General features: G+C 43.7%; 14 protein-coding genes. 9 read left to right on the forward strand and 5 right to left on the reverse strand.

The features are described 5' to 3' along the window. The first annotated feature begins 850 nt into the window (after positions 1-850). From KHS38_RS09835 to KHS38_RS09865, 7 genes are all read left to right on the forward strand, one after another. On the forward strand, positions 851-4,150 hold the full coding sequence (locus tag KHS38_RS09835) for a SusC/RagA family TonB-linked outer membrane protein (protein ID WP_213488391.1): 3,300 nt from the start codon (positions 851-853) through the stop codon (positions 4,148-4,150). A gap of 11 nt (positions 4,151-4,161) precedes the next feature. Beyond that, positions 4,162-6,090, forward strand: a complete 1,929-nt coding sequence (locus KHS38_RS09840; protein ID WP_213488392.1) for a RagB/SusD family nutrient uptake outer membrane protein — start codon at positions 4,162-4,164, stop codon at positions 6,088-6,090. Between the two features lie 119 nt (positions 6,091-6,209). Further along, the gene (locus KHS38_RS09845; protein WP_213488393.1) at positions 6,210-7,313 is read left to right on the forward strand and encodes a glycoside hydrolase family 88/105 protein; all 1,104 of its coding nucleotides are present in this window, start codon (positions 6,210-6,212) and stop codon (positions 7,311-7,313) included. 472 nt (positions 7,314-7,785) lie between these two features. Continuing rightward, complete coding sequence (locus tag KHS38_RS09850; protein WP_213489044.1) at positions 7,786-9,141, forward strand: Gfo/Idh/MocA family protein; 1,356 nt, start codon at positions 7,786-7,788, stop codon at positions 9,139-9,141. 5 nt (positions 9,142-9,146) lie between these two features. Beyond that, on the forward strand, positions 9,147-10,217 hold the full coding sequence (locus KHS38_RS09855; protein ID WP_213488394.1) for a DUF6807 domain-containing protein: 1,071 nt from the start codon (positions 9,147-9,149) through the stop codon (positions 10,215-10,217). A 13-nt stretch (positions 10,218-10,230) separates the two neighbouring features. Further along, the gene (locus KHS38_RS09860; RefSeq protein ID WP_213488395.1) at positions 10,231-11,109 is read left to right on the forward strand and encodes a sugar phosphate isomerase/epimerase family protein; all 879 of its coding nucleotides are present in this window, start codon (positions 10,231-10,233) and stop codon (positions 11,107-11,109) included. A 7-nt stretch (positions 11,110-11,116) separates the two neighbouring features. Continuing rightward, positions 11,117-11,869: a 3-keto-disaccharide hydrolase gene (locus KHS38_RS09865; protein WP_213488396.1), complete on the forward strand. Its 753-nt coding sequence runs from the start codon at positions 11,117-11,119 to the stop codon at positions 11,867-11,869. Positions 11,870-11,941: 72 nt separating this feature from the next. On the opposite strand, the gene KHS38_RS09870 is transcribed toward KHS38_RS09865, so the two are convergent. Together KHS38_RS09870 and KHS38_RS09875 are read right to left on the reverse strand one after the other, a co-directional pair. Next, the gene (locus tag KHS38_RS09870; protein WP_213488397.1) at positions 11,942-12,715 is read right to left on the reverse strand and encodes a response regulator transcription factor; all 774 of its coding nucleotides are present in this window, start codon (positions 12,713-12,715) and stop codon (positions 11,942-11,944) included. Further along, complete coding sequence (locus tag KHS38_RS09875) at positions 12,712-15,909, reverse strand: ligand-binding sensor domain-containing protein (protein WP_213488398.1); 3,198 nt, start codon at positions 15,907-15,909, stop codon at positions 12,712-12,714. Before KHS38_RS09875 ends, KHS38_RS09870 begins: the two co-directional genes overlap by 4 nt. Positions 15,910-16,428: 519 nt before the next feature. Between KHS38_RS09875 and KHS38_RS09880 the strand changes: the two genes are divergently transcribed. Beyond that, entirely contained in the window at positions 16,429-17,994 is a 1,566-nt protein-coding gene (locus KHS38_RS09880; protein WP_213488399.1) for a family 43 glycosylhydrolase, read from the forward strand. Between the two features lie 106 nt (positions 17,995-18,100). Here KHS38_RS09880 and KHS38_RS09885 read toward each other — a convergent pair whose 3' ends face one another. From KHS38_RS09885 to KHS38_RS09895, 3 genes are all read right to left on the reverse strand, one after another. Continuing rightward, the gene (locus tag KHS38_RS09885; RefSeq protein WP_213488400.1) at positions 18,101-19,750 is read right to left on the reverse strand and encodes a RagB/SusD family nutrient uptake outer membrane protein; all 1,650 of its coding nucleotides are present in this window, start codon (positions 19,748-19,750) and stop codon (positions 18,101-18,103) included. 14 nt (positions 19,751-19,764) lie between these two features. Then, a complete protein-coding gene (locus tag KHS38_RS09890) occupies positions 19,765-23,160 on the reverse strand; it encodes a TonB-dependent receptor (RefSeq protein ID WP_213488401.1) in 3,396 nt (1,131 codons plus the stop codon). Positions 23,161-23,298: 138 nt separating this feature from the next. Continuing rightward, the gene (locus tag KHS38_RS09895; RefSeq protein ID WP_213488402.1) at positions 23,299-24,456 is read right to left on the reverse strand and encodes a FecR family protein; all 1,158 of its coding nucleotides are present in this window, start codon (positions 24,454-24,456) and stop codon (positions 23,299-23,301) included. Between the two features lie 290 nt (positions 24,457-24,746). On the opposite strand from KHS38_RS09895, the gene KHS38_RS09900 reads away from it, so the two are divergent. After that, on the forward strand, positions 24,747-25,334 hold the full coding sequence (locus KHS38_RS09900; protein WP_213488403.1) for a sigma-70 family RNA polymerase sigma factor: 588 nt from the start codon (positions 24,747-24,749) through the stop codon (positions 25,332-25,334). Positions 25,335-25,355 lie beyond the last annotated feature (21 nt).

The following is a 25,355-nucleotide window of genomic DNA, read 5'->3' on the forward strand; positions in this document are numbered from 1 at the left end:
CGAATTAGCGACCTTACTACTGATTCCGGCATTTGAAACTGAGTTGATCTCACCATAAATAATTCTATTGGTGAGATCAACCTTGATGTTACCTGATCGCTCATTTCAATGCTTGATGTGATAATACACATTTTTGTTTACTGTCGTTGCTGGCTTCTACTCTGGTTTAAAAATCTGAAGTCACCACCAAGTTAGTTATACCAGTTTCTCTGCCGGTCTCATCGTAGCGGATCTGGACTCTTTAGATAATAATTAAAGCTTTTAGATAACCCAAAGTTTTTCTCTGTTCCAAAGGTTTAAAAAGGCCGTGCATTACCTCTTCACAGGCAGTCTAATTATGGATGTATTGCGTGCAGTTTTAAACGGTCTTAACCGGTAGCGATCAAAAAGTACGGTGAATGCTCTATAATTATCTTTAATGATTAAAGATCATAAGTCTTCGTCTGTCAAGGTATTCAGGTGCATGTCAATAATTGGTTGAGTAAACTTGCAGTTTATAAACTCATAAAGTGTATAAATCAATGGCTTGATGAAATTATGAGACGAATCCACAAAAAGATGAACAGAATATATATTGGCTAACCGTTTACTTTGACATTGTAAACAAATTATAAACCGCGCTGCCGCAGGCATTCACTCTACTGTGGCTAACTAATTACCTTGAGTACACGAATTAATGAAATCGGTGACCGCCTTATTTTTGGCGGCCTTATTTTTTAAGATGAGCTGGAACGCCCGGATCTGACACATCCTGGATAGATGAAGTGTAAAAATGTAAGAAGCGCCCGGAATTGTAATAGCAGTCGGTAGTTAACCAGTTGCCTATAACCAATACCTAATAGTAAACCATATGAAGAAAGTTTTACATCAAGACAGGCGGAGCTGCGTCTTTGCCAGCCGTGGCAAGCTGCTCTCGATCATTTTAACGCTCATATCATTTTCCTTGAGCGTGCGCGCACAAGACGTATCAATTAAGGGAAAAGTGACTGATACACTCGGCATAGCGCTACCGGGCGCGGTTGTAACTGTTAAGGGGACAACTGTGGGCACAAGTACAGACGTAGCCGGCAACTTTAATATCCGCGCAAAAAAAGGTGCCGTTTTGGTTGTGTCTTTACTTGGCTACGTTAGCCGTGAACTTGTGGCGGATGGAGGTGCTCCTTTGAATATCAGGTTGCGCGAGTCTACCAATAGTCTTAGCGATGTGGTGGTGATTGGCTATGGTACCGCAAGAAAGAAAGACCTTACCGGTGCTATTACACAGCTTAAGCCGGATAAGATCGCGGATGAGAATCCGCGTACCGTACAGGATATTCTGCGAGGCACCCCGGGTCTGATCATCGGGCAGGATCCGTCAGCAAAAAGCGGCGGATCGATCAACATACGGGGGCAGAGGTCGGTTTACACGGCCGGCAACCACAATTCACCATTACTTGTTCTCGACGGCATGATCTTCTATGGCGAACTGTCAGAAATCAATCCCGATAATATTGAGCAAATAGATGTGCTTAAAGATGCATCGGCTGCCGCTGTTTACGGTGCCCAATCGGCAAATGGAGTACTTATTATTACCACCAAGCGCGGAAAGCAGGGTAAGCCGAAGATCAATTTTACCTCTAACTTTGGACTATCAACCATGGGGGCGAACAGGCCGGTTTGGGGACCAGAAGGGTATTTGAAATACCGGGAGGACTGGTACAAGTCTGCTACTTACGGTACAAAGCCGTCAACCGGAAATTACGAGTCTTATAATGCCACATCAGGAGAATCTGCAGGTAAACCGGGCTATTATGATAAACCCACTGCAGAAATGTTATCCAGATACGGCCTCACCTTAGATGCATGGAGAGCATACTCTGTTAACGAGCCAGGTGCATCTGATGAACGGATTTATGCAAGGCGCCTCGGGCTCGATCATAACGTTATGGCAAACTACCTGTCCGGGAAAACCTTCGACTGGTATGACCATAGCTTTCGTAATGGTTTAAATCAGGATCATAATGTTAGCGTTTCCGGTGCAAGCGATAAGATCAATTACTATATGTCTGCGGGTTACCTCAACAACCAGGGCGTTATTGTAGGCGATAATTATAAAGCTATTCGTGCAAATTTGAAAGTGGACGGGCAGGTTACCAGATGGCTGAATATTGGCGCTAACGTTAACTATCAGAACCGTTCTGATGGAAATATTGCTACGGATTGGGGTAATGCTATCATTTTTAACAGCCCTTTTGCTTCTTATAAAGATGACAACGGTAACTTGGTTGTGCATCCACAGGGCGATGGTCTTACAGGAACGGTTAGGGGGTATAACTATGATTTCAACAGGCAATATCAGGATCTACAGAGCGGCTACAGTGTGTTGAACACTATTTTCAACGCTAAGGTAAAGCTGCCTTTTAATATTAATTACTCCTTCAATTATTCTCCGCGACAACAATGGTTTTACAGGCGTTATTTTGCTTCGTCGTCTCATCCCGACTGGAGCCCCCTGTCTAACAATGCCGGAGTTGATCGCGAGAACAGTTCACGTTTTGACTGGTCGCTCAATAATACCATTAACTGGGAGAAAGTTTTTGCCCAAAAGCACAGGGTCAATGTAACCCTGGTACAAGAAGCCGAAGAACGACAGTCATGGTATGACGTAATCAGGGCAAGAAATATAACGCCTACTGATGCTTTGGGCTTTCATGAAACCTCAAATGGCGACCGGCTTTTGAGCTCATTCGATACAGACGATGGCCGTCAAACAGCCGATGGTTTACTGGCCCGTCTGTTCTATTCGTATGATGATAGGTACATGTTCACAGGTTCTGCACGTCGCGACGGATATTCAGCATTCGGCACATCCAATCCGCGCGCAACATTCCTTTCGGCTGCACTGGGGTGGACGTTTACCAACGAAAAGTTTTTTAAGTGGAATAATGTTCTGAGCAACGGTAAGCTGCGTTTATCGTACGGTCAAAATGGTAATCGCTCTCTCGATAACCCTTACATCGCGTTGGCCAATCTGGCTAACGGCGCCGGCACCCAGGGCTATATCAATGCAAACGGGGATTATGTACAGTTCTTTTACCTGCGGATAGACCGCCTGGCTAACCGGGATTTGCAATGGGAAAAAACGGCTTCATTCAATGTCGGTCTCGATCTTGGATTTATAAAAGATCGCATTACCACCTCCTTAGATTATTTTGTGATGTCTACTACTGACATGATCATGAATCAATCCCTGCCGGGTTTTTCAGGGTTCAGTAGTATCACTACTAACCTGGGGGAGGTGCAGAATAATGGTTTTGAGCTATCTATCTCATCACAAAACATAAAAACAAAAAACTTTGGATGGAATACCGCTTTTGGCTTTTCCAAATACAAGAACAAGATCAAGCACTTGTACTACCGTTTTGAGGATGTATTGGATGCGAACGGTAACGTTGTATCAAGCAGGGAAGTAAACGATATCGGTAATGGCTGGTTTATCGGGCAACCCATCAGTACTATCTGGAACTACAGGGTGACTGGTATATGGCAGGTTAACGAAATTGCTGAAGCTGCCAAATACGGTCAGCGTCCCGGCGACCCTAAAATAGCTAACAGCAATAGTGCGAATGATACTAAAAATGCAGATGGAAGCATTACACCGGTTTACAATGATGATGACAAGGAATTTCTGGGTCAGGAACAAGCGCCGATCATGTGGTCGTTGCGTAACGACTTTGCCTACAAAAGTTTCAATTTCTCCTTCAATATTTACTCTTATTGGGGACACAAGAGCCTCAACGGGGCTTATCTAAACCAGGACAATGGTACATCTACCATTAGTCAGGGACTTGCCAATACTTACGAGAAGCCATACTGGACGCCGGAGAATCCCAGCGAATTTTGGGCGCGCCTGGAATCAAAAGGGCCGGCCGGTCTGAATGCACCACAACGAATTTTTGATCGTTCCTTTATCAGGCTCGATAACATTACAATGGGGTATAGCATCCCGAAAAAGGCCATATCAACTTATAATATCGAAAATCTGAAGGTGTTTGCTTCTATCCGCAACGTAGCAGTATGGCGTAAAGATAAGAACTGGCGATACTGGGATATCGAAACCGGGCAAATGGCGCCAAGGATATTCACATTCGGCGTAAACCTAACTTTTTAATCGAATTAAGTATGAAAGCGAATAATTTGTATAGATCAGCCTTTTCATTAATCGGGATATTGGCTGCTACTGTTTTCAGTGGTTGTAAAACAGACTATCTCAAGCCCGATCCGCTCTCCTTTTACTCACCCGAAGTTACGTTCAAGACCCGGGCCGGCCTTGATGCAACCATTGCTATGGCCGACAGGCATTTGCGCACTTATTGGAGCCACACAACAACTCGAGACATATCAGTTCCTATTAATACCGAGTACATGCTTTCAGATATTGCCGTTTCGGGTAAAACGGATGATGGTAATATTTTCGCCGATGTTTCCACTCGCTTAACGCCAACCAATGGTATACAAAATGATGATGTGAATATGATATCATTTTTTTGGGGAGAAACCTATAACGGTATTAAGTATGCAAATACTATTACCAGCTTTATCGATAATGTACCAGGGCTGGATCAGGCTACTAAACAGGAGTATCTGGGGCGGGCTTATTTTCACCGTGCTTTCCGGTACCTCGCGCTCTGCTTCCAGTTTAAGGACGTTCCATTGGTAACTAAAATACTGACAGTGCCCAAACAAAATTATAAAACCACGAGCCGGGAGGCTATTCTGGAAATGATCACCGCTGATATGGAAAAGGCAGTGGAATGGGTTCCTGATCAATCGGGTATGCAGTATATCGGCATGATTAATAAAGCGGCCTGCCGCCAACTGCTCATCAAATGTTACTTGGCCACCGGCCAGTGGGATAAGGCGATAGTGCAAGCTAATATACTGATTAATAATTCGGGCTATGCATTAATGACCAATACGTTCGGTACGTTTGATAATCCGTCTCCATTAGCCTGGCCGGTTACCCGAAATGTGATATGGGATCTTCACCGGCCTGTAAATAAAGCCATAGCGGCAAATAAGGAAGTTTTATTACTGATGCCTAACCGCGAAAATACCGATGCTACGATCAGGTACAAATCAATGCGTAACTGGGGACCAATGTGGAACCAGGCAGCATTGAAGTCGCCCAGCGGAAAAGTGCTTTTATCAGCAGCAAGAACAGCTTCCAATTACAGAGCCCAGTATGATATTAATGGTTCGGTAGGGCGCGGGCTGGGTATGATCAGGCCCACCCATTTTGCGCAGTTCGGCCTCTGGCAAATCAATGGTGTAAACGACGCAACCGATCTTCGGCATAGCGCCGCGGTTGGTAACTGGGCAACCATGGAAGCACTGAAGTACAACGATCCCGCTGATTCCTTTTATGGGCAGAATCTGAGACTATATAACGGGACGACCTTATTGTGTACAGATACCATTCGTAGCTGGTTTAACTGGCCTCATTATAAAGTTTATATTGATGATCCGGTTTATCAGGCCAATCTCAATTCTAACAGGAACGACGGTGGGGCCGCCGATTGGTATTGCTACCGCTTGGCCGAAACCTACTTGCTCAGGGCCGAAGCGCAGTATTACAAGGGCAACATTTCTGCAGCAACCGAAGATGTTAACACAGTAAGAAGAAGAGCGCAGTGCAGTCAGTTTTATACCAGCGTTAACATAGGCGATATTGTGAATGAGCGCGCACGCGAACTATACATGGAGGAGTGGCGGCATATGGAACTGAGCCGGATATCATACAGTTTGGCCCTAAGTGGCAAGCCAGATGAATTTGGGAATGTATACACCAAAGATGCCTTATCAACCAATAACTATTGGTTTCAGCGTATTCAAAAGTATAACGACTATTACAACAAAAACAAAGTCACTGTAAGAAATCGTAGTTACACCATCGCGGCTTATAACATTTACTGGCCAATTCCACAAACCGCAATAAACTCCAACCTTTATGGCAAAATACGCCAGAATGAAGGCTATACCGGTTTTGATGCCGGAACCTCTGTTTGGACCAAATGGCAGGATGCGGTAGCTGATGAAGACACCAATTGATACATCTCCTTATCTTAAAAGGCTATAATTAATCGAGGCTGTTTCTAATCTAATTAACCACAAGAAACACCGAACTCACAGGACAAAATCAATAAAATTTTTAAGCAATAAAGTTACTCATGAATAAGAAATTACTGACACTACTACTATTACTACCCTTCCAATTACTGTTTGCGCAATCTAAAACCCTCAAGGATTTTCCAAGTGGGTATGAGCCGGAAGTAGTTGGCAAACGTTTGGCTAACCGTTTCGTTGAGGGTAAACATGCGCTGCATATGGGCAAGTGGATTGGCTACCCGGAAGTTTTTAACTGGATGGGTGCTTTAAAGTTTGCGTCACTTACTAAAGATCAGGAATTGATAAACAAGCTACAGGCAAGGTTTGAGCCATTATTCACAACGGAAAAACAGCTTTTGCCTATCATGAATCATGTGGATGTTAACATGTTCGGAAGCTTGCCTTTTGAACTTTATAAGGTAACTAAAGACAAGCGCTATCTGGATGTTGCCCTGCCTTATGCAGAAACGCAATGGATAGTACCCGAAAATGCAAATGCAACCGAAAAAGCCTGGGCCAACAAGGGTTACTCCTGGCAAACCCGCCTATGGATTGATGATATGTACATGATAACCATCGTACAAACGCAGGCTTACAGAATTACAGGCGATAAAAAGTACATAGACCGTGCAGCAAAAGAGATGGTTCTTTATCTGGATTCACTGCAAAAGCCTAATGGTTTATTTTATCATGCTCCCGATGCGCCATTTTATTGGGGGCGCGGTAACGGGTGGATGGCCGCAGGAATGACTGAATTGCTTAAAGAGCTTCCCAAAAACAACCAATACCGCCCCCGTATATTAAAAGGTTATCAAGCAATGATGAAAAGCCTCAAAAACTTCCAGACAAAAAGTGGTATGTGGAACCAGTTAATAGATGAGCCGGGCTTTTGGGCAGAAACCTCAGGAACTGCCATGTTTACCTTTGCCATGATTTCGGGAGTAAAGGCGGGATGGTTAAATGAAAAAGAATACGGGCCAGTTGCACGGAAAGCCTGGATGGCTATGGTTCCATACATCAATGAGGATGGAAATGTAACCGAGGTTTGTGTTGGAACGAATAAAAAGAATGATAAACAATATTATTACGATCGTCCAAGACACACCGGAGATTACCATGGACAGGCTCCGTATTTATGGTGTACGGTAGCTTTACTTGAAAAATAACCCTACAAGATAGTTAAGCCGAAAACATCCTTAATACTTTGAGCACGGATTTGTTCCGCGCTCAAAGTTATCTAAGCTTTACAAGCCCATCTGCATTTACGTCAACTACCTTACCTCCCCCTCAAATAAATAAAGCATAAGAAGCATACCCCTTTTATATGAGCTATTGCTTGCCTTATGTTTCCTGTAATGATAGGCTTTGCCTGTAGAACTCGCTGCATTTGAAGTAAACCGTTACAAAAAACTGTTCATTTTTTTGTGGATTCGTCTCATAATTCAAACGATTGATTTCTGCTGTTGATTTTAATTAACTGATAATGTGGTGTTTTGCTGGCTTGCAGAGGGGTATGGGCGTGAGATGTTTGAAGTAAGATAGTACATCTACAAGATTTATCACCGATATTTGAGAATAGCCGGCTTATAGCCGTGAATCGCCAATTATCCTTACTGTTCAAATTAAACTTAAATAATGATGGAGAATACCCGTCGTCAATTCATCAGGCAGGCATCTATAGCCGGGGCCGGCGTATTGCTTAGTAAAACGAGCTGGAGCGCCAAAAGTTATAAACGCATTATTGGTGCCAATGACCGGGTACGCGTTGGCGTAGTGGGGTTTTCCGACCGCCACCGGTCCTCGCACATGCCATGTTTCCTGAATCATTACAAAGAGCTTAACTTCGAGATTGTAGCTGTATCCGACATCTGGAAAAAGCGACGAGAAGAAGGGGCCGCGCTATGGAAGGATAAGATGCAGCATGATGTAAAGGCATTTCGGAATAACGATGAACTATACAGCAGTAAAACGGTCGATGCTGTATTTATCGGGACAGCCGACTTTCAACACGCCCTGCATACTATTGAAGCTGTAAAAGCCGGTTGTGATGCTTACGTTGAGAAGCCTTTTGCTGAAACCATGGATGACAATAAAGCAGCCCTGAAAGCAGTAAAGGAAACCGGTAAAATTGTGCAAATAGGTTCACAGCGCCGCAGTGGTGCCAATTACCATGCAGCTAACGACTTTATTAAATCCGGTAAATTTGGACCTATAACCATGGTGGAGCTTACCTGGAATGTAAATCAGCCCGGCCGCTGGCGCCGTCCGGAGCTTCTGCCGCAATTAAAAGAGCAGGATACCGACTGGAAACGCTTTTTAATGAATCGCCCGTTTGAAAAATTCGATCCGCGCATCTATCTCGAATACCGCTTGTTTTGGCCTTACTCGTCTGGCTTGCCCGGGCAATGGATGAGCCATCAGATAGACACAGTGCATTGGTTCACCGGCTTAAAACATCCACGCAGTGTGGTAGCCAACGGGGGAATTTACCAGTGGAAAGATGGCAGACGTAATTGGGATACCATTATGGCGGCTTTTGATTACGGGCCGCAGGATGACCTTACCAAAGGCTTTCAGGTAACCTTCGGGTCTCGCATGCACAACGGCGATGAGCATCCGGCAGAAATTTACTACTCAAACGGTGGCGAACTTAATCTAATTACCAACAAAATTTCGCCCAAAGGCGGACTGACCCAAAAAGCCGCGGCAGCAATGAATATGGAAGCGAATTTGTTACCGGAAGTAAGCTTAGATAATTCAGAACAGGTGGTAGCCTCGGCCAATACCGGTGGTGATAGCCTCACTTCTAACCACATACGTAATTGGATGGAATGCGTACGCAGCCGCAAGCAGCCAAATGCCCCGGTTGAAGCGGGTTACAGCCACAGCATTGCCAACATCATGACAACGGCAGCGGCGCATACCGGGTCTAAAGCAACCTTTGATGAGAAAACCCAGGAGGTTATGGTGAACAATAAAGTCTTCAAATACTAATTACCATGCTCCCAGCCGAAAACGTAACCTGCTTAGTCTTCATGATGTTCTGTTCGTCATTTGCAGCTATCGCTCAGGATGAAGCAGTTGACATTAAACGGTACGATAAGGAACAAAAAGTAGAGGTGCTGATAGGCGGTAAACCGTTTACCACTTTTATGTATCCTGATTCTTTAGAGAAACCCGTTTTGTACCCTTTACGGACAGCAGGAGGAAAGGTGGTCACACGTGGATTTCCGCTTGATCCAAGGCCGGGAGATCCTACTGATCATCCCCATCATATCGGGCTGTGGTTTAACTTCGAAAACGTAAACGGTTTAGACTTCTGGAACAACTCATATGCAATTCCTGCGGCCAAAAAGAGCCATTATGGCTGGATCAGAACCAAAAATATAAAAGAAGTAAGAAGCGGTAAAAGTGGAGTACTGGCCTATACTGCCGACTGGACGGACCAGGCGGGGCATGTGATCTTAACAGAAACCACGCGCTTTGTATTCAGCGGAAGCAAAACCACCCGGCAAATAGACCGCATTACTACATTAAAAGCTGTGCAGGTTGCGCTATTTAAGGATGCAAAAGATGGCCTGCTGGGGTTGCGCCTGGCACATGAACTGCAAATGCCTACTCAAAAGGATGAAAGCTTTAGCGATAGCAAAGGCATCGTCACGGTTGTAAAAGGAGGTTCGGATCAGGTGCCGACAGGTAATTATATAACCAGTGAGGGTAAAACGGGCAACGACGCTTGGAGCAGCCGCGCTGTATGGTGTAACGCATTCGGCAAAATAGGTGCCGACTCGGTGAGCGTAACTATCATTGATCATCCGGATAACCCAAGTTATCCTACTTTTTGGCATGCCCGAGGATATGGTCTGTTTGCAGCGAACCCATTAGGGGAGCAGATTTTTACCAATGGCCTGTCCGCTAAAAATTTAAAATTAGAAAAAGGAAAATCAGTTACGTTCAAATTCAGGATACTCATCAATCAAGGCACGCAAACGCCCTCAAAACAACTGTTGAATGCTTCAGCCAAGAGCTTTGCGGGGATGTATCTCTCCAACGAACAAAAATCGAAATGATTTCCAAACCGATATGAAATTTTCAATAGTAAAAGCTACAGTTCTTACAGCTGCTCTGTTGGCGGTTACCTTGCCCATATATAAATTAAAAGCGCAAAGTAAAAAGCTGTTGTTTCCAGAGGCACCGGGTATCGAATCGTATACTTTCCGGTCAAACTTCACCAAGGACGTACCTGCAACTTTAGATATAATTCGCAATCTTGGAATTAAAGATATAGAATTCTCCAAGCTATACGGACTGGAACAGGAAGCGCTTCGTAAGATGCTGGATGAACGGGGCTTAAAATGCTCTGTATTTGGCACCGGGTGGAACGATGTTATCAACAAAACTACCGAAGTTGCAGTCGCTGCCAAAGCTTTGGGCGCACAGTACATCCATTTAGGGAGCATTCCGCATAAAGGCCCGGCTTTAACACCGGGCGACGCCCAAAATGCCGTTGCTGAGTTTAACCGCGTTGGAAAGCTGTTGAAAACGGAATATGGACTTGAATTGCTATACCATAACCACGGTGATGAATTTGCTCCGTATGAAAATGGAACGTTATATGACTACATGGTCCAGAACACTAATCCCGAATACGTAAGCTTTGAACTGGACATTCTTTGGGCTTACTTGCCAGGCATGGATCCTGCAAGGTTAATTAATACTTATCCCCAACGTTATAAGGCATTGCATTTGAAAGACCTGAAGAAAGATGTTGCCCGAAATACATCGGGAAAAACTGATCATGATAATAACGTTGTGTTAGGAGCCGGACAAATTGATATTCCTGCAGTAATCAAGGCAGCCCGCCAGGCCGGGATACAGCATTATTACCTGGAAGATGAGAGCAGTTTGGCATTAGAACAAGTGCCCTTAAGTATCCAATACCTTAAAAATCTGAAAAAATAACACACATATGAAATTTATAAACTACCGTAAAACATTAAAATGTGCTGCGCTTTTTATGCTACTTGGCTTTACAGCATCGGCACAACTGAACACACTTACACCTGCTGAAAAAAAAGCCGGATGGAAGTTGCTATTTGATGGAAAGAGCAGCAAAGGCTGGCGCAGTGCTAATGCTGATACGTTTCCAACGGCTGCAAACGGCTGGATAATTAAAGATGGTACATTAACAATTCAGGCTGCTAACGGAGCGGAATCTAAAAACGTTGGCGACATTGTTACAACCGGCGAATATGGGGCATTTGAGCTGAGCTTTGACTTTAAGCTTACCCGCGGTGCTAACAGCGGCGTAAAATACTTTGTTACACTTCAAGAAAAATCAGGCGCGTCGGCAATTGGCCTGGAGTACCAGATTCTTGATGATGATGTTCATCCGGATGCAAAACTGGGCCGCGACGGAAACCGCACGTTGGCATCGCTGTATGATTTAAAGACCTCAACAAAAGCGGGTGCAGTTAAGCCCATTGGCGAATGGAACACAGGTAAAATTATAATTTACCCCAACAATCACGTTGAGCATTGGCTAAACGGCGTTAAAGTTTTGGAGTATGAACGCAAATCGCCGGAATATCGCGAGCTGGTAAAATTAAGCAAGCACAAGGTTTGGAAAGATTTTGGCGAAGCCGATAAAGGTCACATCTTATTACAGGATCACGGTAACGAGGTAAGTTACCGGAATATAAAGATCAGGGAATTAAAGTAACAGGCAATTGCCGGATTGACGAGCGGTAATAGTTAACGCCACAAGCTGCAACTATTACCGCTTTTTAGCACGCTACTGCCTGGCTTCTCTCGGCAAAGAATTGAAATATTCCATTGGTGTAACTTTGAAATATTTCTGAAACTTTCGTGTCAAAAGACTTTGTGAGCTGTATCCTACAGCCTTGGATATTTCAAACAAACTGTACTGATCTTCGGCTATAAGGCTGGTTGCTTTCTTAAGCCGCGTTAAGTCAATTAACCCTTTGGGAGAAAGTGATGAAAGCGACTTGATTTTACGGTAGAAGGTAGGTCGGCTCATAATCATATGATCCGATAACTTCTCGACATCCAGATTGGGGTCTTTCATGTTCTTGCGGATGTACTCGTCTAATTTTTTCAGAAAAGCTTCGTCCGTTTTCGAATGCGCCATAACCCTGATGTCTTCAAAAGGAGAACCGGAAAAATGTTCTTTGACCTTTTTCCGGTTTCGCAACAAATTAGCTATCTGATGTTGTAGCAATTCGGGTGAAAACGGCTTTTGAACGTAGGCATCAGCACCTGCTTCCAAGCCCTCAATATGGGCGCTGTACGTATTTTTTGACGTTAACAGAATAATGGGAATGTGACAGAAATCCACGTTGGATTTCAATTGGTTGCACAGCTCGAAGCCATCAATACCCGGCATCATGATATCCGATATAATAAGGTGAACCATCTCTTTCGCAAGAATGGCCTGCGCTTTTTCGCCATCAGTTGCCAGGTGCAAGGTGTAACTGTCAGTCAATACTTCAGATAAAAATTCTAAAATTTCTTCGTTGTCGTCAACTATCAAGATGCTATCGTTCATACTTGTTTCATTTTTTTCCAAGTGCTTAAATTAAATTCAAACTGCTGATGAATAGGGAGGCTCAATTCGAAAACGGTTATCTGGGGGCTATTTTCAAGCAGTTGCAGGCGGCCATTGTGCAGCTCTGCCAGTGATTTAGCAAGAGAAAGCCCGATGCCTGTACCGGGTTTGTTTGTGCCCTTTAGCCGGTAAAACGGTTCAAATATTTTTTCACGGTATTCGTCTGGTATCAAATCTCCGTCGTTTTCGAACCAAACGCTAAAGTTTTCATCCGACGCATCTGCCGCCAGATACAAACATACCGTTGCCTTTGTGGCGGCATATTTGATTGCATTGGAGATAAGGTTGCTGAAAATCTTAATTAATGCTTCCCTATCAACAAACGCGTTGAGATGGGCCTGAGGGGTATTTAAAACAAGCTGAATATTAGCTTTCTCCACTTCCTTTCTAAAAATGGCGACTTGTTCTTTCAGCAGCAACGTAATATCGGTACTAACGAAGTTGAGCCCAAACTGGTGCATTTCGGTTTTCCTGAAATCTAAAAGTTGAGCTGTTAGTGCAGAGAGCCGCTTGGCATTCTTTTCTACCATCAGCAGGTTTTTCTTTATTCCCGGCTGGTCTTCCGTCTTTTTGATGAGCCATTCCACCGGACCGACAATCAATGTTAGCGGCGTTTGTATCTCGTGAGCAATGTTAGTAAAGAACTCAATTTTAGCCTGATAAATTTCCTTTTCCTTCTCATGTTCAAACAGCCGCAACTTGTTGGTATTTCTGCGCTCGTTGTTGGCATGGTAACTTCGAACCGCGTAGTAAAGGCTTAAGCCACATACAAGAACATAAAAACAAATGGCCGTACTACTTTTCCAAAATGGGGGCAGAATCCTGATGAACAAGCGACGTTCTTTTCCCGTCCAGCTACCGGTATTACTTTCTGCCTGTACCGTAAACGTGTAATCACCGGCAGACAGATCAGTGAAATAAGCCTTGCGGTTACTATTAAGGTAGGTCCATTCCTTATCAAGGCCCTTCATGCGGTATTTATAACGTGTTACATTGGGCGATGAGTAGTTTAGTGCCGCAAACTCAATACTAAAGCTGCTTTGATCATGTGCCAGTACAATGGTGTCTGTAAACAGAACTGAGCGCGAAAGAGGCCCGGCTTTTTCATCCGGTGCAATATCTTTGTTGTTAATCTGAAAGCCGGTAATATAAGTTGGCGGATTTGTTTCCCGTTTAAAAAAGTCGGCCGGGTTAAAGGCGATCATTCCCTTTACCGATCCGAAATACATTTTTCCTTTCCCATCTTTATAAGCCGAACTGTAATTAAACTGGTCGGTAATCAATCCATTGGCTTTAGTGTAGGTTATAATTTTTTCAGTTTTCAGATCCAGGCAGGCCAGTCCACGTGTAGTGGTAATCCATAAATGTTTGGCATCGTCTTCCTGTATACTGAATATCACGTTGCTTAACAAGCCATTTTTTACGGTATATCGCTTAAAGGTCTTTAGGTTTGCATCCAATTTAATGAGTCCGCCTCCTTCAGTTGCAAACCACATCAAATGGTTGCTGTCTTGCAAAATATACCTCACAGCAAACTCACCGAAGAAATTCGCTTTATTGGTGTTGCCAAAATGTATGTTGTTGGTTTTGCCGGTTTTAGGGTTGTAATAAAAAACCCCTTGAGATACGCTGCCTGTCCAGATATTGCCTTTGTCATCTTCGTAAATGTCAAACACATACGAATTATAGGGTATTTGTTTAATCCGGTCGAACGTCTTTTTCTTGATGTCGTATTTAAATAGCCCCGATGCGTTATAAGCTGTTCCAACAAGCAGTGTGCTATCACGGGTAAGACACATGCTCAAAATAAAATCGCTTTTATTGTCATTTCTATTGCCGATATATTTAAAACGGTCAGTTATCTTTTCGGTATTGAGGTCCATGATCTCCATACCGTTGAAGAATGGCCCTATAAACAGTTGATTCTTCACCGCGATGAGGCCATGAATGTTGTGGTATGATAGATCCTTGCTGCTGCCTGTTACTGTATAATTGGTGAATTTTCCTGTCTTCGGGTTAAGTTTATTTAGTCCCGCATCTTCAGTGCCTATCCAGATAGTGCCTTTGTAATCAGAACAGATTTCTCTAACGGCATTGCCGGATATGGAGTTAACGCCGAGCTTCGGATAAAACTTTTCGAAGCGTGCGTTATCGAGCGAATAATAATTCAACCCACCGAAGAAGGTTCCAATCCACATCCCGTTTTGGTGATCCTTGCAAATTGTATAGACTGCGTTATCTGCAATTGAATAGGGGTCGCCGGCACTTTTGCGGATGTTGCGGCTGGTGTTGTTCAAAAAATTATAGATGTAAATGCCTGTCTCGGTAGCAATCCAAAATTCATGATCGCTGGCGGCTGTTATGTCACGTACAAATATTTCGTCTTTGGCGCTTTTGCTTAACGGTATCGTTTGAACCTGCCCTGTATGCATGTCGAGGCTTTTTAATCCCAGTTTAAAGCATCCGATTAAAACCTTGCCATTCTCTAACGGTAGTATTTTACTGATTGATTTCTGCTGTTCGGAAACGCCGTCTGTGATGATCTTTAGGGTTTTTAACGACCTGTTTTGCGTTGAAAAGATTTTGATACTACCATCGCCGGTACCCAGCCAGATTTTCATTTCTTTATCGATCGCAATACAAAAACCTAATAGCTTCATATCCTCAAGCTTCTTCCGAACCGGATCATACCTGAACAGTTCATAACCTGAAAGAAGCCACAAATTGTTTTGAGCATCAATTACCAAACCTCTGATGTAAAACTTAGGAACAATGTCCAGTGGTGTTAAAAGCTCCTTTACGGGATCGTACCTGAATAAACCCTTGCCGGTGCCTATCCATAACATGCCTTGTCTATCCTCCGTAATGCTCGTGATCTGATTATTACCTATGTAACCCAGCTGATTTGATGGATCTTTTATGGTTTTAAAGGTGTAACCGTCAAAACGGTTTAAACCTCCGCGTGTACCAATCCACATCAATCCCTTGCTGTCCTGTAATATGGTGGTAACCGAATTATGCGATAGGCCTTCATCCACCTGAAACCGCTTAAAATAGTAAGACTGTCCATGGCAGGTAAAAGCAACAATTATTACCCAAGTGAATGAGCATATCAAACGTAAGTAAAGGCGCATAATCGGTTAACTTCAAATATAACAAAACGCCCGGTTTGTTCGTCGCGCTGCAAGGGTTGATATAGCTGATAAATTCTGTGATTTTAAATAAATGCTATGATGGGGTTGTTTTAAGGCCCTGAGATTACAGGTATGTAAAAAATTGAGACGAATGGACAAAAAGTTGAACAGTTTGTACAATGCTCATTGGGCTAGTTAACTACTGCTTAGCCGGGCAATATGCTTTGGTAAGCTACAAATGATATAAATTCATCGGAAACCGGCACACGCACAAAACATCTCTGTACATTGATACACATCGACAAAAAGTTGAGATAAAATTAATTTTACTTATCTGTTTATTTGACTTAACCAATAGCTAAGCCATACATTTCTCGCCCCGAAAGGGGATCCATATATAGCATAACGCAGCTTCAATGCAACCAGTACGCTCGCCGCAGGAAACGATATTTCCAGCCGCGTTTGCCTACCCATAGCTTACCAATAATCAATTATATTTTTTAACCTAAAGTTTTTATTATGAGAAACAAATTACTTACGGCGCTTGCCAGTATTACCCTCCTCGTTACGGCTTGTTTAAAAGAGCAACCACAACTTAATGCACCCAATGGTGCAGGGCCAACCGGGCGTTATCAAACAAATGCCGCACCTGCGTTAGGCACGTTGGTAGATAGCGGTGTATACAGGTTAAGGGCAAGCTCGGCTTTGCCTTACGGCCCGGTTGTAGAAGTGACCGGAAACTCAACGGCAGAAAATCAACAAATTCAGCAATGGTCATGGTTTCCAAATGGCGGGCAAAAGTGGCGATTGATCAAAACGGATGCAACCTATTACAAGCTGGTCAACCTAACCAGCAGCAAGTGCTTAAAGTCGCCCGATGCAACATCAGGATCTATCCTGGTGCAGGGAACAGATGATGGTACAGATGCACAGCGATGGGCCGTGTCTTACGCAGGTAGCGGAAGCATATATACGCTCACTAACAAGGCAACAGGCATGAAGATGGTGATTGACCCGGAAACAAACACACCCGGATCAAAGATCAGGCAAAAAAGTACGGTAACCGGAACTCAGGATAGGTTTGACTTCCACAACCTTGAATTTCAAAATCCGGTTATCAACGCAAGTCGTCCAGATCCTTATGTGGCGCAAAAGGATGGCTATTACTACTTCCTTTATACCAAAGGAAATAAGATTGCCATAAGCAAAACGCAGGATATGTCTCTGCTGGCAAATGCAGGTGAAACAACCGTTTGGACTCCTCCTACGGGTACAGACCATTCTGTGAACATCTGGGCTCCGGAATTGTACTTCTTGTCGGGCAAGTGGTATATTTATTTTGCTGCCGCAGAGGCTGGCGTTAACGATAGCCATCACATGTTCGTAATAGAAAATCCAAACGCTGATCCTACAACAGGCACGTGGACCTTTAAAGGCAGGATACATGATACAACAGATCAGTGGGCAATAGACGGAACCGTACTCACCATTGGCACAAACAATTATTTTGTGTGGTCGGGCTGGGAGAGTACTTCCTCAAAATACAAGCAATATCTTTACTTAGCACCCATGTTTAATCCGTGGACAATTACGGGCACACGCGTGAAAATATCATCGCCTACCAACAATTGGGAAAGGTACGAGCCGAGTGGCAACCTGGGAGCTGGTGTAAATGAGGGACCTGAAGCTTTGAGCAAGGATGCGAACAGCCCTGTTTTCATTATCTACTCGGCCAGTAGGTATACCAGCGATAATTACTGCCTTGCCCAGATACAACTGAAAAGTGGTGGAGACCCAACCATTGCCACCGATTGGATAAATAAAAAGCAGGTGTTTGTGAGAAACGACGCGAACTCCGTATACGCGCCCGGGCATAATGGGTTCTTTACAAGCAGCTATACTGATGGCAATGGTACATTGAAGTCCGAAAACTGGTTCATCTACCATGCCCGGAGCGTAGCCAATACATCCAATGGCGGGCGTATGCCGCGAATGCAGAAACTGAACTGGAATGCGGATGGTTCTCCCGATTTTGGTACGGCGGTAGCCTTGGGCACTAAGCTTAGTGTGCCAATTGGCGAATAATCATTCATTAGCAAAAAAAAGCAACCCAAAAGGGTTGCTTTTTTTGCTAATATAATCCTTTGATCATTTCAAGGGTAAAAGGTAAGTGTTAAAAGGAAGGTTTAGGTTAAAAGCCGTTATTTTGCGGGTATTTTGGTCCGGTAATTATGCGGTCAATCTGACTTTGCGGAATGGGCCTCAAAATATGCCTTTCCTGAATGTTGGGTGCGGCATCCGGATTATAAAGCTTAACGCGCTCTATCAGTTTATTTGTTCTAACAAGATCGAGCCAGCGGGTTTGCTCCCCGCATAATTCGCGGGCACGCTCATCCAAAATATAGTCCAGCGTAATTTGTGCCGGTGTAATTGTCATGGCCGCAGTGTTGCCTGTGGGGTAAGCTGCACGCTCTCTTACCACATTGATGTATTTAGCGGCATTAACGTTATCACCCAGGTTAAACGCAGCTTCCGCAGCCAGCAAATAGGTTTCTGCCAAACGGTAAACGATTACCGGTCTAACCGACGGATCGTTTATGCCGGCCCGTCTGGTGTCCTGGTATTTAGTCATGGTTGGGTATAGCTGTAAGGTATAGTTGCGTGGAGGGACTAATAAGTAGCGGCTTGCATTGATTTTGGCGTTGGTAACATCAACCCCCGGCATATAAATGGCTGTATCACCCAGCGCGTATTTCGGTACACCATTAACTTTCGGAATTTTATCGGCTGAATTGGATAGCCATACAGATTGGAAAGTTTTATAGTACCTGGTGTCATTAGTTTTATCGGCAAAACAAACATTGGCCAGCCAACTGGTCAATTGTACACGGGCATATGGTCGCCCGTATGTCATGGAGCGAACAAGACCGGGAAAGTTTTCATAGCCCATTACGTAATGAAAATTCAATTCATTGCTAATAGCATTATAAGTCAAATTTGAAGTGTGCTGCACGCTCCAAAGCACTTCTTTGTTAGCCTCGTTACCTTCTGCATAAACGGACCCAAAATCGGGTAATAAGCCTAAGTTCAAAGCTGCAACATTATCAATAAGCCCTTTTGCCGTATTGTAAGCATTCTGAAAATCGTCAGGCTGTTTGGCAGATGAATAAGCTCTGGTTAAATATACTTTCGCCAGCAGGTGCGAAGCGGCCGCCGCAGTTGCCTTGCCTGGTAATACCCCGTTCTGGGTGGGGCTTGCAGGAAGGGCCGCAATCGCATCTTTCAAATCCTGCACAATGAAGTTATAAACATCGGCAATTGGCGCTCTGTCTGCACTGGTGCTGGGTTCGCTGATAAAATTCTTGCTTAGCGTTACAGGCCCGAAAAATCTAACTAATAGAAAGTAATAATTGGCACGCAAAAACTTAGCTTCTGCTACTTTCTGCCTAATCGTGTTGGCATCAAGGCCAGTTACCTTTGCGCCGTTATCAATTACACCATTGCAGGTATTAATGAAGGTATAGCATGGGTTCCAGACACCCGACAAAAATCCACTGCTGGAGTCATAACTGCTGGAATAAATATTAAAGTTGGAGTTTCCGCCGCCGCCTGATTTAAATTCATCTGTTCCGGGCACCGTCATGGTCATCAAACTTTCTGATCCCCATAAATTACGGTTGCCTGCATACGCAGCATCAAGCCCAGATTGGAAACCCTGTGCCGTATTGAAATATTGCGGTGTAAGCGAAGATTTGGGATCTTCAATCAATTGCTTAGTGCAACCGGAAATAACGATAGCTATTGACGCGATAGCTACAATTCGATATAGAAATGATTTCATGTCTACTAAATCAATTAAAATGAAACGTTTAAACCAAATAACAGGGATTTAACCGGCGGTGTATCCACCCCGAGCGTACCGGCCGATTCGGGGTCGACCCCGCTAAATTGCTTGTGCAGTGGAGAAAATAAGATGATGGCATCATTTAATGAGGTGTACAGTCTTAAAGATCTGGCCCTGATTTTCGATGCAATCACTGAAGGGAACGTGTAACCTAAACTGATGGTCCTGATTTTTAGATAAGATGCGTTATAGTAACCCAATAAGTCGCCATAAGCGGGTGAACCTAAATTGAAATTAGGTTTGGGATACTTGTTTGCGTTATTGAAGGGCGTCCAGTAATCAACATTTAAGTTATTAGCCCTGCCGTTAAGCACATTAACGTTGCTGGCCGGCTGCAGCCAGGTAGCTATTTGCGTTCCGCCTACGCGGTAAGAGCCAACCACTGCCAAATCAATGCCCCGGTAACTGAAGCGGTTGGTAAAACCGCCAAAAAACTTTGGTTGCCGTGTGCCTACAATCGTACGGTCGTTGGAGTTAATTACACCGTCTCCGTTTAAGTCTGCTACTCTGATGGTGCCTATAACAGAGCCTGCGCCAGTCATGGTCAGATTAAGGCGCCTGGCTTCGGCGGAGTCTGCCCTGGTATTTTGCCAGATACCTACCTGCTGGTAATTATACAACGAGTTTATTGGTGACCCAACGAACCGGTTATTGCCGATGTCTTGCGTAACACCATTTTGTAATGCAGTAATCTTATTCCGGTTAAAGGTCATGTTGAAATTGGTTGTCCAGCCGAAATCCTTTCTTGACTTTGCCTTAATATTTACCGAATTAATAGTGATTTCCAGACCCTTATTTTCCGTTTTGCCTACGTTGGCCAAAAATTGCGAAGTATAGCCCGTGGTGATCGGCAGATTTTGAGGAAGTATCAGGTCATTGGTTTTTTGATGATAAACATCTACCGTACCGGTTATACGCTCTTTAAGCAAGCCGAAATCCACACCTATATTTAACGACGCCGTATACTCCCAGCCGAGCTTCGGATTAGGTACATTATTGGGGTAAGTGCCGGTTGTGTTGGTTGTTCCGTAATTGTAGTTGATAATAGCAAGGCCACCCAGGGTTTGATAAGGGCTAACTGCTGCATTACCCACTGTACCATAGCCAACGCGTAGTTTTAAGCTGGATACGGCATTGATTTGTTTCATAAAGTTTTCTTCCGAAATGTTCCAACCAATTGCTGCGGACGGGAACAAGTGATATTTATTACCGGGAGCCAGCGTGGACGACCCGTCAGAGCGCATGGTGAGCGTAAGCAGGTACTTGCTTTTATAGTCGTAATTAATGCGGCCCATAAAAGATACGATGGAGAACTTGGAGTATGCACCTGTTCCCTTAAAGTTGGAACCCAACTCGGGGTTGTAATATTGTGCATAATCTGCCAGGATATTATTATAGGTCAGAGACGTGGTAGACTTGTTATCCTGCTGATAGCTGAAAAGCCCGGTGCCAGTAACGTGATGATTTTGAGCAAACGTATTCTCGTAAACCAAAAGATTTTCCAGCGTAAAGTTGTGGTAATCATAGTTGGTGTTCCGGGCGGTTGATGGGCCACTTAAGTTTTGGAAAGTAGCACTGCTGTAAAAATCACCGTAGGTTTCAGGTGTTAGTTCTACGCCGCCGTTAAATCTGTATTTCAGATGAGGCGTAAATTTGGCCTCGGCATATACGGTGGTGAAGGTGTTATAACGGGTTCGGTTCTGAACAACGGCACCAGGAACGAGATTGGCAAGCGGGTTGTAAATTAAAGAACCACCACCCGGAAACGGAATCAAATTGCCTGCCGCATCATACGGAACGGTTAGCGGGCTGGATTGCAGGGCTTGGGATATTGGATTGATGCCCTCGCCGTTGGTGCGGCTTACTGAATTAAGTGAGCTAACACCGACTTTAAAGATTTTGCCCAATTGCTGGTCAATACTTACCTTAAAACTGTAGCGTTGAAAAGATAGTCCGGGAAACACCCCGGTTTCATTAAAATATCCGGCCGAGATTGCATACTTGGTTTGCTCTGTACCGCCCGAAACGCCCAATTGGTGATTAGTCCGCAAACCATTTTTATAAATAAGTTTTTGCCAATTCGTATTCGTTCCATTCTGTAAGCCTGCAAGTTCGGCCGGCAAAAAAGTTATCCCGTCGGTATAAAACTTGGGATCATCTATCCCGTTGTAAGGGTTAGGCGCATTGGCAACATTTGGATTGTTTGCATTGTAGCTGCCCCACTTTTTATAAACCTGATATTCTGCCGGTTCCATCACATCGTAGTAGCCCAAAGGTTTCATCACCCCGGCGTAACCACTATAAGTTATTACAGGTGCTCCGGTTTTACCGCGCCTGGTTGAGATAAGTATAACACCATTTGCGCCTCTTGAGCCGTAAATGGCAGTTGCCGATGCATCTTTTAATATTTGAACCGAAACTACATCATCCTGATTCAGGTCGTTAATATAAGTGCCGTTATAGGGAATTCCATCTACCACGTAAAGCACATCATTAGATGCACCTAATGACCGCTGTCCGCGGATAGATATGGAAGGGGTTGATCCCGGGTGGCTGTTGCCGCCGCTTTTTTGAATATCCAGACCCGGTGCCTGGCCCTGAAGTGCACCCAGCAAATTGCTTGCAGGCACGCTTTTTAATGCCTCTTCATTAACAGAGGCTATAGAACCTGTAACATCGGCCTTTTTCTGAGAACCATAACCTACTACTACAACTTCGTTCATTGTAGAGACCTTTTTCTTTAACGTTACATTTATTTGAGTTTGGTTGTTAACAGCTATTTCAAGCGGTTCGAAACCGATAGCTGTAAACACAAGGGTTTCGTTTCCATCGGGCAGTTTTATCGTATAAGTTCCGTTAAGGCTGGTAACTGTTCCACCGGTTGACCCTTTTACGGCAACTGTAACGCCGGGTACCGGTTGCCCTTCCGTGTCTTTAACCATACCATTAACGGTAATTGCTGTAACCCTAATTGGCACAACTGCAGGTTTTTTCTGAACAACTACCGTTTTCTGGTAAATGACATAAGTAAGTGGTATATTGGCAAAAATCTCGTCAAGCGCATCTTTAAGCTGGACCTTTTTTAAATACAAGGTCACCGGCTTTGCCTCGCTTAGCATCTCGGTGTTGTATATAAAGTTGTAACCGGTTTGTTGCTTCAACTTATCAAACACTTGTGTAATGGAGGCGTTTTTAACTGAAATACTAATAACCTGGGCGAAGGTTGCCGCGCTGGCCTGCAAAAAACAGGCGGTAACAATAATAACCACGAGCTTCACGATACGACTGAGTTTTAAAAGCACGCAGGAGGGTATCCTGCATGGAAATGCATGGAGAAATTTATACATTTGGTTAATAAGTTAATTCGTAATTGATTGTTGGTACGATTGATGGGATTGCTTACGCCTAACGGCAGATTACCGGGAGCGGGCCAACGCTCCTGGTTTTCGTTTATGCAGTAATCCACTTTAGGTGCAGAGTAAAAATTACGGCATAACAGTTATCCTCCTTCCGTCTACTTTAAAATGAACGGTTCCCGTTAATTCGAGGGTTTTCAACAGGTATGAAATATCATTGAATTTAGATACCGATCCACCAAAATTCTGTTTACCAAGCTGCCCTTCATATTCAATATCCACATCATACCACCTGGAAACGTTTCGCATAATGGTTTTTATGTTTTCATTATCAAACGTAAACAGACCGTTCTTCCAGGAGATAACGTCATTAACTTTTACTTCGCGGACTTTGAATGCACGCGCCCCAGGTCGTATCTGTCCTTGTTCTCCCGGGGTCAGCATTACTTCCGCACTATCTTTCTGCAACCTTACCGAACCCTCCAAAAGCGTTGTTTGAACAGCGTTTTCATCTGGGTAGGCCATTACATTGAAATGTGTTCCTAAAACTTTTACGTTCACCCCATTGGCTAATACTCTAAATGGCATGTTTCGATTTTTTGCAACTTCAAAGTATGCCTCTCCTGTTAGCTCAACCATTCTTTCCCGGCCAGAAAAGGTGGTAGGGAATTTTAAAGATGAAGCGGCATTCAACCATACAGATGTTCCGTCAGCAAGCGTTAGTTGATATTGACCTCCCCGGGGTGTTGCTATGGTGTTATAGGCCGTTATGTTTTGGCCTTCTGGAACGGCTCCTTTGTTATAAACCAGTTTTCCGTTGGCCAGCTTCGTTACGTCCGCGCCCCCTTCTTTTGATAGATGGCCGTTACCCGATCCGTCCAGGTCAATCATGTTTCCGTTTGCTTGTATAAGAATGGCTTTGTTTCTTCCTGGCAGTATGGGCGCTTTTTCATCCTTTACTTTGGTGAAATGATCCTTTACATCTACTGCACGCCCGTTCCATCGATGATAGAAAAATATACCTGTCGAAATAAAGGCAAGGATGGCGGCTGCAAAAGCCATTTTGCGAAATAACGAACGAGCCTCCTTTCTAGGCGAAGGTAATTTTGCCCGGAGTTCGCTTAAAAGCTGATTTCTTAATTGCTGCTTATCGCCCATCTCCGGTAGCCATGGCCTTTCTTCCAACTCAAAATCATCCTGATATTTTTCGAGCAATCGTAAATCTTCAGTGGTGCATTGTTCTGTCTGGCACTTTTCATAAAGCGCTACAAATTCCTCTTTAGTCATGAAAACTGTCGGTTAAGACAATAACTGGCAAAAATTAAATTTCAATTGGTTTTAATAATATAGAGACTTTTTCACCTACCGAACTCATACGATTAAAAAAATTTAAGTAAAAAGGTGTTCTGCATGATAGCTGATAGGCTATTTCCACTGATTAATAAGCCTAAGGTGGGGATCGTTTGCTTCCTACAAACAGCGCTATAGGTATATCAATTGCAATACCTGCGGTTAAATTTATGTATCCGCATCTTTAATTTGAAGATAATTAATTCTAATTTTATGGAACCGATTATATGCCTTATAAAAATTTTACTGATGCTGCTTTATGGTTAGCCATTAAAGCAGGTAGTGTTTCTGCTTTTGAATCGCTGGTCGATAAGTATTGGCAGGCTGTTTATACAACTGCTTTTTCCTTTCTGCATGACAGGGACGTGGCTATGGAAATAACCAACGATACCTTTTTTAATATTTGGCAGAAAAGGGAAGTTATAGATATCGCTTCATTTAAAAATTACTTAACCACCAGTGCCCGTTACCATGTGTACAAGGTGCTCAAGGCAAAACAATCACTTAAGTTAGCCTATGTTGCAGATTATGAAAAGCTATCTTCCAGCATCGTAGTAACAAATACAGGTGAAGAGAAAATACGATATTTGAATTTGCAAAGCGAGATTGAGGCGTTGCTAACATCGTTACCCGCACGATGCCGGGAGATTTTCCTGCTAAGCCGGCTTGGCAATCTAACTAATACAGAAATTGCTGAAAAACTGGCTATTTCGAAAAGAACGGTTGAAAACCAGATATCGATTGCCCAAAAATTTATCCAACAAAATTCTAAGAATATTGCGCTTGGAATCCTCATCGCATTTTTGCTGCAATAAACGTTTACTTCAACTTAACCC

Source organism: Mucilaginibacter sp. Bleaf8, from assembly GCF_018390515.1.
Classification (GTDB): Bacteria; Bacteroidota; Bacteroidia; order Sphingobacteriales; family Sphingobacteriaceae; genus Mucilaginibacter.